We start from the raw sequence: 13,407 nt of genomic DNA, 5'->3' as shown, positions 1-13,407 counted from the left end.
CCGGACACCCCGGCTCACGCGGCCAAGGTAGGCGGCTCGCCCGCGCTCCGCGACCGAATAGCCGGCACGACCGGCCCGCCCGCGCTCAGTCCGCCCGGAACCGCGACGGCGCCTTCGTCGGCGAGCCCCCGTCTGGCAGCCGCTGCCCGGGACAGCCGGACAGCACCCTGGTCATCGCGGCCTTCTCGGCGGCGGTGACCCAGAGCCCGTACTTCTTCTTCACGGCGACCTGCGTGGCGACGTACCGGCACCGGTACGACTTGTTCGGCGGCAGCCAGGTCGCCGTGTCGCCGTCGCCCTTGGACCGGTTGGCGCCCGCGTCGACGGCGACGAGGTTGAGGGGGTCGTTGGCGAAGGCGATGCGCTTGCTCGGCTCCCACTGCCCGGCGCCCTTCTGCCAGGCGTCGGACAGTGCGACGACATGGTCGATGTCCACGCGGCTGCGCCCCCGCACGAAGGCGACGTCCTTGCCGGTGTACGGGTCGGGGTCCAGGGTGCCGGAGGACACCTCGCACTCCTCGCCGTCGCCGAACTCGACGTCGTCGAGGTCGCGGCGGAGTATGTCGTCGCGGGTTCCGCAGCTGTTGGAGTCGGTGTCGGCCCACGGGCTGCCGAAGCGGTCCCGGTCGTAGCCGGTCTTCGGGGCGCGCCCCTTCACGGGCAGGACCCGGGCCGCCGCGAGGGCCGCTCCCCCGCTCCCGGGACTCTGCGTCCCCTCCGGTCCGCCGAAGCCGGTGGTCCCCTCCGTGCAGCCGGCCGCCACGACCAGCGCCGCCGTCACCGCGGCGACCGCCGTCCCGCCCCTGAGACGCCTCACGCCGCGTCCTCCCTCACACCGTCCCGCCGGCCCGTCCGGCTGCCGCCACCGTAGCCGCCGAGAGGTCCAGACCACACTGGGGCGAAATCGGCATTCCCCCCACATCCGGCGTATCGTCGGTGGAGGATCACCTCCGGAAGGAGCTGCGCATGGGCATCTTCGACAAGCTGAAGGGCAAGATGACGCCGGACAGGACCAGGAAGCTGTCCGACGCCGCGGAGAAGCAGGTCAACCAGAGGACCGGCAACAAGTACCAGGACCAGGTCGACACCGCCCAGCAGAAGATCGAGGGGCGGTACGGCGTGGACCGCGACAAGCCCGATCAGCAGCAGTAAGGCCGGAGAACGAAGCTCCGCGCACGACGAAGCCGCCCGCACGGCCGGTCCGTGACGGGCGGCTTCCGTTCGCCCACGACGACAGCCGGATCCGCGCCCGCGCCCAGGCCACCGCCACGGACGCCCGCGTCCACGCCCCCAGCAGGGACGCCGGCGCCCGCGCCCCCAGCAGGGACGCCGCGCCCGCGTCTACGACCCCGGCACGGACGTCAGGAACTCCCCCACCCAGCCCAGCAGTTCCCGCCCGACCAGCGGCTTGCCGCCGACCTTCGCGGTCTTCGGGCGCGGTACGAGGACCTGGTGCGCCGCCGGTTTGATCACCGAGCCCGGGTACAGCCGCTTCAGCCGCAGCTCCTGCGACTCGCGCAACTCCACCGGCGCGAACCGGATGTTGCTGCCCTGGAGCACGACCTCGCCGACGCCGCAGGCCCGCGCCAGCATCCGCAGCCCGGCCACCAGCAGCAGGTTCTCCACGGGCTCGGGCAGCTTGCCGTAGCGGTCGACGAGTTCCTCGCGTACGGCCCTGATGTCCTCCTCGGAGTTGGCGGAGGCGATGGAGCGGTAGGCCTGCAGCCGCAGCCGCTCGCCCGGCGCGTAGTCGTGCGGGACGTGCGCGTCGACCGGCAGCTCGATCTTGACCTCGAGCGGCGGCTCCTCCTCGATCTCCCCCGTCTCCAGCTGGCGCCGGTAGTCCGCGACCGCCTCGCCGACCATCCGCACGTACAGGTCGAAGCCGACGCCCGCGATGTGGCCGGACTGCTCGCCGCCGAGGAGGTTGCCGGCGCCGCGGATCTCCAGGTCCTTCATGGCGACGTACATGCCCGCGCCCATCTCGGTGTGCTGGGCGATGGTCGCCAGCCGTTCGTGGGCGGTCTCGGTCAGCGGCTTCTCCGGCGGGTACAGGAAGTACGCGTACCCGCGCTCGCGGCCCCGGCCCACGCGGCCGCGCAGCTGGTGCAGCTGGGACAGGCCGAAGGTGTCGCCGCGCTCCACGATCAGGGTGTTGGCGTTGGAGATGTCGATGCCGGACTCGACGATCGTCGTGGAGACGAGGACGTCGAACCGCTTCTCCCAGAAGTCGACCACGACCTGCTCCTGCGCCGACTCGGACATCTGGCCGTGAGCGGTGGCGATGCGCGCCTCGGGGACGATCTCGCGCAGCCGGGCCGCCGCGCGGTCGATGGACTCGACGCGGTTGTGGATGTAGAACACCTGGCCCTCGCGCAGGAGTTCGCGGCGGATCGCTGCGCCGATCTGCTTCTCCTCGTAGGGGCCGACGAAGGTGAGGACGGGGTGGCGCTCCTCCGGGGGCGTGGTGATGGTCGACATCTCGCGGATGCCGGTCACCGCCATCTCCAGGGTGCGCGGAATGGGGGTGGCGGACATCGTCAGCACGTCGACGTTGGCCCGCAGCTTCTTCAGCTGCTCCTTGTGCTCGACGCCGAAGCGCTGCTCCTCGTCCACGATGACCAGGCCGAGGTCCTTGAACCTGGTCTCCGAGGAGAACAACCGGTGCGTGCCGATGACGACGTCGACCGAGCCCTCGCGCAGGCCCTCCAGGACCGCCTTGGCCTCGGTGTCCGTCTGGAACCGGGACAGCGCCTTCACGGTGACCGGGAACTGCGCGTAGCGCTCGCTGAACGTGCCGAAGTGCTGCTGCACCAGCAGCGTCGTCGGCACCAGCACCGCCACCTGCTTGCCGTCCTGGACGGCCTTGAAGGCGGCGCGCACGGCGATCTCGGTCTTGCCGTAGCCGACGTCGCCGCAGACCAGGCGGTCCATGGGGACGGACTTCTCCATGTCCTCCTTGACCTCGGCGATGGTGGTGAGCTGGTCGGGCGTCTCCGCGTAGGGGAAGGCGTCCTCCAGCTCGCGCTGCCAGGGCGTGTCGGCGCCGAAGGCGTGCCCGGGGGCGGCCATGCGGGCGCTGTACAGCTTGATCAGGTCGGCGGCGATCTCCTTGACGGCCTTCTTGGCGCGCGCCTTGGTCTTGGTCCAGTCGGCGCCGCCGAGCCGGTGCAGGGTCGGGGCCTCGCCGCCGACGTACTTGGTGATCTGTTCCAGCTGGTCGGTGGGGATGTAGAGGCGGTCGCCCGGCTGGCCGCGCTTGGCGGGGGCGTACTCCACGACGAGGTACTCGCGGGTGGCGCCCTGCACGGTGCGCTGGACCATCTCGATGTAGCGGCCGACGCCGTGCTGCTCGTGGACGATGTAGTCGCCCGCCTCCAGGGTGAGCGGGTCGATGGTCTTGCGGCGGCGGGCGGGCATCCGGGCGCCCTCGCGGCCGGCGGCGCGCTGGCCGGACAGGTCGGTCTCGGTCAGGACCGCCAGTTTGAGCGCCGGGTCGACGAAGCCGTGCTCGATGGAGCCGCACGCCACGTGGACGACGGACGGGGTGATCTCGCGCAGGTCGGCGTCGAGGCGCGCGGCGACGCCCTCGCCGCCGAGGACCTCGACGGTGCGGGCGGCCGGGCCGTGGGCCTCGGTGACGAAGACGGTGCGCCAGCCGTCGGCGAGCCAGCCCTTGGTGTCGGCGAGCGCCTTGGCGGTGTCGCCGCGGTAGGTGTCGGGGGCGTGCATGCCGAGCTTGAGGGTGTCGGCGTCCAGCTCGGCGTCGGCGGCGAACGGCGACACCGACCACCACATCATGTCCAGCTCGCGGGCGCGTTCGCGGACGTCGGCGATGGACCACAGGGAGGCCGCGCCGACGTCGATGGGCGCCTCGCCCCCGCCGGCGGTGGCCGCCCAGGACGCCTGGAGGAACTCCTGCGAGGTCGCCACCAGGTCGGCGGCCCTCGTGCGCACCCGCTCCGGGTCGCAGACGACGGCCATGGAGCCCTTGGGCAGCACGTCGAGCAGCAGCTCCATGTCGTCGACCAGGACGGGCGCGAGGGACTCCATGCCCTCGACGGCGATGCCCTCGGCGATCTTGCCGAGGAGTTCGCCGAGTTCGGGGTGGGCCTCGGCGAGGGCGGCGGCGCGCTCGCGGACCTGGTCGGTGAGGAGCAGCTCGCGGCAGGGCGGCGCCCACAGGCCGTGCTCGGCGACCTCCAGGGAGCGCTGGTCGGCGACCTTGAAGTAGCGGATCTCCTCGACGTCGTCGCCCCAGAACTCGATGCGCAGGGGGTGTTCCTCGGTGGGCGGGAACACGTCGAGGATGCCGCCCCGTACGGCGAACTCGCCGCGCTTCTCGACCAGTTCGACGCGTGCGTACGCGGCGGCGGCGAGTGCCTCGACGATCCGGTTCAGATCGGCGGTCTGCCCGGCGCGCAGCGCGACCGGCTCCAGGTCGCCCAGGCCCTTGACCTGCGGCTGGAGCACGGACCGTACGGGTGCGACGACGACGGAGACGGGGCCGGTCTCGGGGTCGTCGGGGCGGGGGTGGGCCAGGCGGCGCAGCACGGCGAGCCGGCGGCCGACGGTGTCGCTGCGGGGGCTGAGCCGCTCGTGCGGCAGCGTCTCCCAGGAGGGGTACTCCACGACGCCCTCCGGCGGCAGCAGCGACCGCAGGGCCGCCGCGAGGTCCTCGGCCTCGCGGCCGGTGGCCGTCACCGCCAGCACCGGGCGGCCGCTCTCACGGGCCAGCGCGGCGACGGCGAGGGGGCGGGCCGCCTGGGGGCCGACCAGATCGAGGTGCATCCGGTTGCCGTCGGAGGCCGCCTTGATCGCGTGTGCGAGGGCGGTGTCCTTGACGACGGCGTCGAGCAGACCGTGCAGGCTCATGAAGGGGCTTTCCGTCCTGGGCCGGGGTGTTCCGGGCCGAGATGCCGGGGGCAACGCGAAGGACCCGACGCGCGGGGCGGGCCGGGGTGTCTCCAGGGTACGTCGCCCTCGCGCCGATCACCCGGCGCACTGCGTGGGCCGGGCCCGGCGGACTTCTCCGCCGGGCCCGGCCTTCCTCCGCAACCCCCGTATGCGGTGGCTCGGATTCCCCGTGTCCCACTCCCCCTCTTGTACTGCGCCGCGGGGCCCCAATCTGTTGCTCTCGAGCCCGGATCCGTTGCTCTCGAGCCCGGATCCGTTGCTCTCGGGCCCTAATCCGTTGCTATGGCGTTCAGGACGTTCATCCGGCCGGCCCGGAAGGCCGGGATGAGGGCGGCGAACAGGCCCACGAAGGCCGAGGCGACGAAGACTCCGCCGATGGTGGGCCAGGGGATCTCCAGGACGGTCAGACCCTCCAGAGCCAGCAGCTGCTGGGCGGTGGCGCCCCAGCCCATGCCCAGTCCGAGCCCCAGCAGGGCGCCGAAGAGGGCGATGACGACCGACTCCAGGCGGATCATGCGGCGCAGTTGCCGGCGCGAGAGGCCGATGGCCCGCATCAGGCCTATCTCCCGGGTCCGCTCCACCACCGACAGGGCGAGGGTGTTCACGACGCCGAGCACCGCGACGATGATCGCGAGGGCCAGCAGGCCGTAGATCATGTTGAGGAGCTGGCCGATCTGGTCCTTGAGGGCTTCCTTGTAGTCGGTCTGGTCGCGGACCGTGTACTGCGGGTAGTCGTGCAGCGCGGACTTCAGGGCCTTGTAGGCGGCGTCCTGCTGTCCTTCCTTCGCCGCGGCGAAGACCATGATGTCCAGCGGCATCTTCTCGGCCGGGACGTGCTCGGCGACCGTGGTGATGGACGCGTACATCGCGCCCTTGTCGATGACCACCTCGTCGCTGGTGATGGCGCGGACGGTGAGGGTGGCGGTGCCTCCGTCGCGGAAGTGGACCTTCACCTTGGAGCCGACGGTCAGTCCGTGCTCCTCGGCGAAGCCCTCGAAGACGGACATCGAGTTCGGCCCGTAGGCGTCGGCGAGGTCGCCGGCGACGGTCTCGGTGCGCACGTCCTCGGCGTAGGTCGGGTCGGCGGCGTTGATCGTCTCGTTCTTGGAGACCTTGCCGTCGGGCGTGACGAGGTCGGCCTCGAGAACCTTGTACTCGGTGACCCGGTCGAGACCGGGCGTCTCCTTGACGGCGGCGACCGCCTGCGGGGTGATCAGCTGTCCGCTGTCGGACTGGATGATGAAGTCGGTGCCGACGGATTTGTCGAGCTGGTCCGTGGCCGAGGCGACCATGGAGGAGCCGACCACCGACAGGCAGGCGACGAGCGCCAGACCGATCATCAGGGCGGCGCCGGTGGCGCCGGTGCGGCGCGGGTTGCGCAGCGCGTTGCGCTCGGCCATCCGGCCCACCGGGCCGAAGACCCGCAGCACGAGCGCGCCCAGCACCCGGACCACGCCCGCGGCCAGCACCGGCCCGATCACCACGAACCCGATCAGGCTCAGCACCACGCCCAGGCCCAGCCACAGCGACCCGTCGCTCGCCGTGTCGGCGGCGCCCGCCAGGTACAGCGCGCCCGCGCCGACGCCGGTGAGGACGATGCCGAGCACCGCGCGGATCCGGCCGGCCCGGGCGTCGGCGGGCGCACCGGCGTCGCGCAGGGCGGCCATCGGGGAGACCTTGCCGGCGCGGCGGGCGGGCAGGTAGGCGGCGAGGACGGTGACGACCACGCCGAGGACCATGCCGATCACCGGCGTCGTCCAGGCGATCGTCAGATCGTCGGTGGACAGCTTCATGCCGGTCATGCTCATGAGCTTCATCAGCCCGACGGCGATGCCGACGCCCGCGCCCACTCCGAGCAGCGCCCCGAAGAAGCCGAGCAGCAGGGCCTCCACCAGCACCGACCGGTTGACCTGCTTGCGGCTGGAGCCGATGGCCCGCATCAGCCCGATCTCGCGGGTGCGCTGGGCGACCAGCATGGAGAAGGTGTTGATGATCAGGAAGACGCCGACCAGGAAGGCGATCCCGGCGAAGCCGAGCATGGCGTACTTGATGACGCCCATGAACTCGCCGATCTGCTCGGCGTTGGCGTCGGCGACCTCCTGGGCGGTCTGCACCTTGTAGCCGCCGCCGAGCGCGGCGACGACGTTGCGCTTGAGGGCCGCGTCGCTGAAGCCGGCCTCGGCGGTGACGTTGATGTTGGTGAAGACGTCGCTCTCGCCGACGAGGGTCTTCTGGGCGGTGGCGACGTCCAGGTAGAAGATCGCGGCGCCGGGGTTGGTGACGGTGAAGTCGGCGATGCCGGAGATCTTCGCGGTGTGCGTGCCGACCACGGTGATCACGGCGATCTCGTCGCCGAGCTTGAGGTCGTGCTTGTCGGCGGTGTCCCCGTCCACCATCACCTGGTCGGCGCCCTTCGGCGCGGCTCCCTCGGTGATCTTCATGGTGCGGGCCTCGTTGGCGTTCCAGCCGCCGACGATGGTGGGGGCGCCGCTGGTGGGCGACAGACTGTCCTTGTCGGCGTCCACCACGGTCACCGAGGTGGAGAAGACGGTCCCCTCGGCCGACTTGACGCCCTCCGTCGCCCGCACCTCGTCCACGACGGAGGCCGGCAGCACCGGCGGCCTGCCGGTGTCGGAGGTGGTCTCCCCGGTGTCCGAGGAGCCCTTGGCGCTGACCGTGACGTCGGAGGAGGTGGCGGTGAACAGCTTGTCGAACGTCGTCGTCATGGTGTCGGTGAAGACCAGCGTGCCGGTCACGAAGCCCACCGACAGCAGCACGGCCACCGCCGACAGCGCCATGCGCCCCTTGTGCGCGAAGAAGTTGCGCATCGAGGTCTTGAGCACGGTCATGACGTGCGCCCCCGGGCGTCGAAGTCCTTCATGCGGTCCAGGACGGCCTCGGCGGTCGGCTTGAACATCTCGTCCACGATCCGGCCGTCGGCCAGGTAGAGCACACGGTCGGCGTAGGAGGCGGCGACCGGGTCGTGCGTGACCATCACGATCGTCTGGCCCAGTTCGTCCACCGACTTGCGCAGGAAGCCCAGCACCTCGGCGCCGGCGCGGGAGTCGAGGTTTCCGGTCGGTTCGTCCCCGAAGATGATCTCCGGGCGGGCGGCGAGCGCTCGCGCCACGGCGACGCGCTGCTGCTGGCCGCCGGACAGCTGGGTCGGCCGGTGCTTGAGCCGGCCGGCGAGCCCGACCGTCTCCACGACCCGGTCCAGCCACTCCCTGTCGGGCTTGCGCCCGGCGATGTCCATGGGCAGCGTGATGTTCTCGATGGCGTTCAGCGTCGGCAGCAGGTTGTACGCCTGGAAGATGAACCCGATCCGGTCCCGGCGCAGCTGCGTCAGCTTCTTGTCCTTCAGACCGGTGATCTCCGTCTCGTCCAGGTAGATCTGGCCGCTGGTGACGGTGTCCAGCCCGGCGAGGCAGTGCATCAGCGTGGACTTGCCGGACCCCGAGGGGCCCATGATCGCGGTGAACTGGCCGCGGGATATGTCCACGTCGACGTGGTCGAGGGCGACGACGCGGGTCTCCCCGGCCCCGTACGCCTTGACGACCTGCCGCGCCCGCGCGGCAACGGCCGTACGCCCTCCAGTGCCCCCGTGCCTGGGAATGGTTACAGCCGATGTCACGGTAACTCTCCTATGTCTGTATGAAGTCGAAGCGTGCGTAGAACGTGCGAGTACGGTCGGTGCGAGACGTGCTGAGGTCGAGACGTGCTGAGGTGCCGGACGTGCTGACGTGCGAGATGTACTGCGGTACGAGACGTGCTGCGGTACGACCACGAGTCTGGCCCCGGCGGCGCCTCCGGTTCGATGAGGCTGAACCCCCACTTGTCCGGGGGAAAACCCCACCCCCCGGACTGCGGCAACCGCCCGTGCCCGCCCCCCTCACGGTGTAAAGCCAGGTTAAATAACGGCACTCGCCGCCTCGTCCTCCGCCGGTACGAACCCGCCCCCATCCGTAGTGCGGAGGTACCCCTAGGGGAAGCCGCTCCGAAGTCGCGCTCTGCCCCTACATGAGGTGCGAGTGGGAAGCTGTGCACCGGCAGATAGGTGCAAGGGGAAAGGAAAATCCCGTGGGCCAGGAGGACATCGGCATACGAGGGACCGCCACCGGGCGGGCGCCGGACACCGGCAGACGCGGCGCCGTCGTCGCCGCGCTCATGCTCTCCATGGGTCTGGCGGCGCTGGACTCCACCATCGTCGCCACGGCCGTACCGCAGATCGTCGGCGACCTGGGCGGCTTCTCCGTCTTCTCCTGGCTCTTCTCGGGCTATCTGCTCGCGGTCACCGTCTCGCTGCCCGTCTACGGCAAACTCTCCGACACCTTCGGCCGCAAACCCGTGCTGGTCGTCGGCGCGGCCGTCTTCCTGGCGGGCTCGCTGCTGTGCGCGCTGGCCTGGAACATGTGGGCGCTCATCGCCTTCCGCATCGTCCAGGGCCTGGGCGGCGGGGCCCTCCAGGGCACCGTCCAGACCCTGGCCGCCGACCTGTACCCGCTCAAGGAACGCCCGAAGATCCAGGCCAAGCTCTCCACGGTGTGGGCGGTGTCGGCGGTCGCCGGGCCCGCGGTGGGCGGTCTGCTCGCCGGATACGCCGACTGGCGCTGGATCTTCCTGGTCAACCTGCCCGTCGGCGGGGCCGCGCTGTGGCTGATCGTCCGTCACCTGCACGAGCCCGAGCGGGAGTCCGTGCCGCGGGCGCGGGTCGACTGGGCGGGCGCGGTCGCCGTGTTCGCCTGCGGCGGCGTCCTGCTCACCGCCCTGGTCCAGGGCGGCGTGGCCTGGCCCTGGCTGTCGGCCCCGTCCCTCGGCCTGTTCGGCGCCGGACTGGCCCTGGTCGTGGTCGTCGTGGTGGTCGAACGCCGGGCCGCCGAGCCGATCATTCCGGGCTGGGTGTGGCGTCGGCGCACCATCGCCGCGGTCAACCTGGCCCTCGGCGCGCTGGGCCTGCTCATGGTCGCGCCCACCGTCTTCCTGCCGACGTACGCCCAGTCCGTCCTCGGCCTCGGCCCGGTCGCCGCGGGCTTCGTCCTCTCCGTGTGGACGCTGTCCTGGCCCATCTCCGCCGCGCACAGCCAGCACGTCTACCGCAGGATCGGCTTCCGCAACTCCGCCATGCTCGGCATCGGCCTGGCCACCCTGATCCTCCTCGCCTTCCCGCTCCTGCCGTATCCGGGCGAGGCCTGGCAGCCTGCGCTGCTGATGCTGCTGCTGGGGGCGGCGCTGGGCCTGTTCCAGCTTCCGCTCATCGTCGGCGTGCAGGCCACGGTGGGCTGGGCGGAACGGGGTACGGCGACGGCGTCGGTGCTGTTCTGCCGGCAGACCGGTCAGACGCTGGGCGCGGCCCTCTTCGGGGCCGTCGCCAACGGTGTGCTGGCCTCCCGGGTCGGCGACGCGGCGAACCTGGACGCCATCGCCCACGGCCTGGAAACCGGCGCCGCCTCGGAAACGACCCGCAGAGCCATCGCGGACGCGGTCCACGCCGTCTATCTGGGAGCGGCGGGAGCGGCGGCCCTCGCCTTCCTCGCCCTCCTGCTGCTGGCGCCGCGACGGTTCCCGGTCCTCAAGGACTGAACGGCCTTCGGACCGAACTGCCCTCGGGCCGTCGGTCCTCGGTCCTCGGGCCGAACGGTCCCCGGGCCGAGGGCCGAGGACCGACGGCCCGAGGTTCCAGGCGGCGCGGACAGCCGACCGTTCGGCCCACCCCTCCCAGGACACACCCCGTCCTCACCGCCTGCCCCACCCAGCGACCCGACGCCCGACCGCCTGCCCCCGGATCCGCACCGTCGCCACCGCCACAGGCACCGCACCGAACCGTGGCCGGCCACCGCCTGCCGGGGCGGCCGGGGCAGGCGGGGTCGGCGAGGTGGCCGGGGCGGCTGGGGCCGGCGGGCTCAGCGAGGCGAGCAGGGCGTCGTAGCGGCCGGCGATCACCGCCGGGTCGAAGCGCCGGGACGCGTGCGTTCGCGCGGCCTCGCCCATGCGGGCGCGCAGGCCGCGGTCGGCCATGAGCAGGCGCAGGGAGCGGGCGAAGGCGTCCACGTCGTCGCGGGGGACGAGCAGTCCGTCGATGCCGTGCCGGAGGATCTCCCGCGGCCCCAGGGGACAGTCGGTGCTGACGACCGGTAGCCCGCAGCGCATCGCCTCGACGATCGTCATGCCGAACGACTCACGCGCCGAGGTGACCGCGGCGACGGAGCCCCTGGCCCACTCCCGCTCCAGCGGCGTCACCAGCCCCGCCAACTCGGCCCTGCCACGCAGCCCGTGCCGGTCGATGCGGTCGGCGACGGCCCGGCGCTCGGGTCCGTCGCCGTAGATCCGCAGGGTCCAGCCGGGAAAGTCGCCGGCCACTCGGGCGAAGGCGTCGACCAGCATCGGGAACCGCTTGACGCGGGTCAGCCGGCCCGCGGCGACGATCGTGGTGGCGCCGGCGTCGGCGTAGGGGCCGCCGGGGTCGGGGACGCCGTTGGGGATGGCCAGGATGCGCAGGCCGGGGACGCGCAGGCCGGTCCGGTGGGCGCGGGCGTCGGCCTCTGTCGTGGTGACGAGGGCGTGCAGGGCGCCGTAGTGACGCTGGAGCGTGCGCCGGAGCGCGTGCGGATGCGAGTCGTGGGTGAGGTGCTCCTGGCCGATGCGCAGGGCGCGCGCGGGCCCGAACCCGGCCAGGAGGACGTTGAGTCCGGTGCGGGTGGTCACGACGGCGTCGGCGTCCGTGGCGCCCAGCCACTCGACGATCCGCCGCTCCGCCAGCCGGTGGTACTGCGGGGCACGGCTGTCCCCGCGCGGGAAGCGACCGCCGAGCAGCCCGTACTCCGGGTGGGCGCGGTCGGCCGAGCCGTCCCGCCGGTCGACCAGGGCGCGCAGGCGCAGCGCCGGGTCGACGGCGAACCACGGTTCGGCGCGGTGCCGGAAGACCGAGACCAGCTCCACCTCGTGGCGGGGCGCGAGGGCGGCGGCCAGGTTCAGCGTGGTGCGGGTCGTGCCGCCGACGGCGTAGGCGTTGTGCAGCAGGAAGGCGATGCGCATGAGGAACGGGTTCCTCGCCGGCGCACAGAAAGCGCATACCGACCGGCCGGTTTGACAACTGTGAACGGGAAGCGGGTGGAGTCGGCCACGGGGAAGGCGGAGACGGGCGAGCCGGAGATTGAGGTTGGTGCCCGGCATGAGGGCACCACCACCGGCATCGTCACCGTCCCCCTCGGCTTCGCCTCCGGCTGGCTCGGCACCCTGCTGTCCGGCCGCCGCGCGTCGGACGAACAGCGCAGGCAGCGGAGGTCTCGGCCGCCCAGGACCGAGGCCGCGTGCAGAGACCGGCGGGCCGGCGGACCGGCGGACGACCGTAGTCGTCATTCGACCGGCGTACGACGCCGGGTCAGCTCCTCGATCCGGTTCCGCGCGGCGTCCATCTGCGCCTGTACGGCGTCCCAGCGCTCCCCGTGTTCGCGCAGCACCCGCTCGGTCTCGCGGGCGATGCCGTCCGCCGTCAGCCGGGCCTCCGCGATGATCTCCGCGGCACGGGCACGGGCCTCCTCCTGCCGGCGCCGGGCTCCCCGCTCGGCGTCGGCCAGCGCCCGCTCCGCCTCCGCCAGCGCCTGCTCGGCCCGCGCGATCCGCCCGGCGTTGCTCGCGTCCAGCGCCGCCGCGCTCTCCCCCGCCTCCCGCTCCACCTCCGCCCAGCGCTCGGCATGCTCCCGCTCCTGCCCGGTCACCAGCGCCTCGGTCCGCTGCCGCACCTCGCGCAGCACGACGAGTCGGCGCGCACGCTCCTCCTTCAGCGCGCGCCGGGCGGCGACCCGGATCTCGTCGGCCTCGGCGCGCGCCGCCTCCAGCCGTTCGCGCACCCGCGCGTCGGCCTCCGCGAGGAGCGCGTCCGCCTCCTCCCGCGCCACCCGGCGCACCTCCTCGGCCCGCTCCCGCGCCCGCGCCACACACTCCCGGGCCGCGAGCCGCGCACGCTCGCGCACGGACTCCGCCTCCTCGCACGCGAACCGGAACACACGCTGCGCGCCCTCCCCCAGCGTCTCGTACGTCTGCGGCGCGAGCCCCGCCACCGTCTCCCGCAGTTCCTCCAGCCCCTCCTCCATCTCCCGCGCCAGCACCGTGAGGCGGGCGGCACGCTCCCAGGCGGCATCGCGTTCGCCGGAGAGCGCCGAGGCGAACGCATCGGCCTGGTCGGGGCGGTAGCCGCGCCCCCGGACGGTCACGAAGCCGTGGGGTGACACCGGTGCGCTGCTCATTCCGAGACCTCTCGAATGATGCGGGTATGACTTTTTCGCTGCGGTTGCGCACATCTTGGTGGACCAGCAGGAAATGTTCATAATGCGACACTCCGGGCATCGCGCGCGCCACACCCCGCAGCCCGCCCTTCACACGCCGCGCACACCCCGCGCGCACCGCACCCCGCACCCCATACGCCGCGCACGGCGAAGGGGGCGTGCCCGGTCGTCGTCCGACCGGGCACGCCCCCTTCGCTCGCGCACCCCC

Annotated in this window: 8 protein-coding genes; 2 read left to right on the top strand and 6 right to left on the bottom strand. The window is 72.4% G+C overall.

Features of this window, described 5'->3' with window-relative positions; genetic code table 11:
• Positions 1–85: 85 nt before the first annotated feature.
• The gene (locus ABZY13_RS09135; protein ID WP_356628351.1) at positions 86–817 is read right to left on the bottom strand and encodes an HNH endonuclease family protein; all 732 of its coding nucleotides are present in this window, start codon (positions 815–817) and stop codon (positions 86–88) included.
• A 149-nt stretch (positions 818–966) separates the two neighbouring features.
• On the opposite strand from ABZY13_RS09135, the gene ABZY13_RS09130 reads away from it, so the two are divergent.
• On the top strand, positions 967–1,152 hold the full coding sequence (locus tag ABZY13_RS09130) for an antitoxin (protein ID WP_356628349.1): 186 nt from the start codon (positions 967–969) through the stop codon (positions 1,150–1,152).
• Between the two features lie 189 nt (positions 1,153–1,341).
• Here the strand turns inward: ABZY13_RS09130 and mfd are convergent, their stop codons facing one another.
• From mfd to ABZY13_RS09115, 3 genes are all read right to left on the bottom strand, one after another.
• Entirely contained in the window at positions 1,342–4,875 is a 3,534-nt protein-coding gene (gene mfd / locus ABZY13_RS09125) for a transcription-repair coupling factor (protein WP_356628347.1), read from the bottom strand.
• 311 nt (positions 4,876–5,186) lie between these two features.
• A complete protein-coding gene (locus ABZY13_RS09120) occupies positions 5,187–7,766 on the bottom strand; it encodes an FtsX-like permease family protein (RefSeq protein ID WP_356628345.1) in 2,580 nt (859 codons plus the stop codon).
• Positions 7,763–8,551 carry an ABC transporter ATP-binding protein gene (locus ABZY13_RS09115; protein WP_356628343.1) on the bottom strand — a complete coding sequence of 263 codons (789 nt, stop codon included), beginning with the start codon at positions 8,549–8,551 and terminating at the stop codon, positions 7,763–7,765. The genes ABZY13_RS09120 and ABZY13_RS09115 overlap by 4 nt, the downstream gene beginning before the upstream one ends.
• A 446-nt stretch (positions 8,552–8,997) precedes the next feature.
• Between ABZY13_RS09115 and ABZY13_RS09110 the strand changes: the two genes are divergently transcribed.
• A complete protein-coding gene (locus tag ABZY13_RS09110) occupies positions 8,998–10,497 on the top strand; it encodes an MFS transporter (protein WP_356628341.1) in 1,500 nt (499 codons plus the stop codon).
• Between the two features lie 153 nt (positions 10,498–10,650).
• Here the strand turns inward: ABZY13_RS09110 and ABZY13_RS09105 are convergent, their stop codons facing one another.
• Both ABZY13_RS09105 and ABZY13_RS09100 read right to left on the bottom strand, forming a co-directional pair.
• Complete coding sequence (locus ABZY13_RS09105) at positions 10,651–11,949, bottom strand: glycosyltransferase family 4 protein (protein ID WP_356628339.1); 1,299 nt, start codon at positions 11,947–11,949, stop codon at positions 10,651–10,653.
• 320 nt (positions 11,950–12,269) lie between these two features.
• On the bottom strand, positions 12,270–13,160 hold the full coding sequence (locus ABZY13_RS09100) for a cellulose-binding protein (protein ID WP_356628337.1): 891 nt from the start codon (positions 13,158–13,160) through the stop codon (positions 12,270–12,272).
• Between the last annotated feature and the right edge of the window lie 247 nt (positions 13,161–13,407).

Origin of the sequence: Streptomyces sp. NPDC006610 (assembly GCF_040611575.1) — a bacterium.
GTDB lineage: Bacteria > Actinomycetota > Actinomycetes > Streptomycetales > Streptomycetaceae > Streptomyces.
This window is presented reverse-complemented; position numbering and strand designations above follow the sequence as displayed.

Bases quoted from the DNA above. Each gene is read 5' to 3' on its own strand.
- ABZY13_RS09130 (WP_356628349.1), top strand. From the start codon at position 967: ATGGGCATCTTCGACAAGCTGAAGGGCAAGATGACGCCGGACAGGACC.
- mfd (WP_356628347.1), bottom strand. From the start codon at position 4,875: ATGAGCCTGCACGGTCTGCTCGACGCCGTCGTCAAGGACACCGCCCTC.
- ABZY13_RS09120 (WP_356628345.1), bottom strand. From the start codon at position 7,766: ATGACCGTGCTCAAGACCTCGATGCGCAACTTCTTCGCGCACAAGGGG.
- ABZY13_RS09105 (WP_356628339.1), bottom strand. From the start codon at position 11,949: ATGCGCATCGCCTTCCTGCTGCACAACGCCTACGCCGTCGGCGGCACG.
- ABZY13_RS09100 (WP_356628337.1), bottom strand. From the start codon at position 13,160: ATGAGCAGCGCACCGGTGTCACCCCACGGCTTCGTGACCGTCCGGGGG.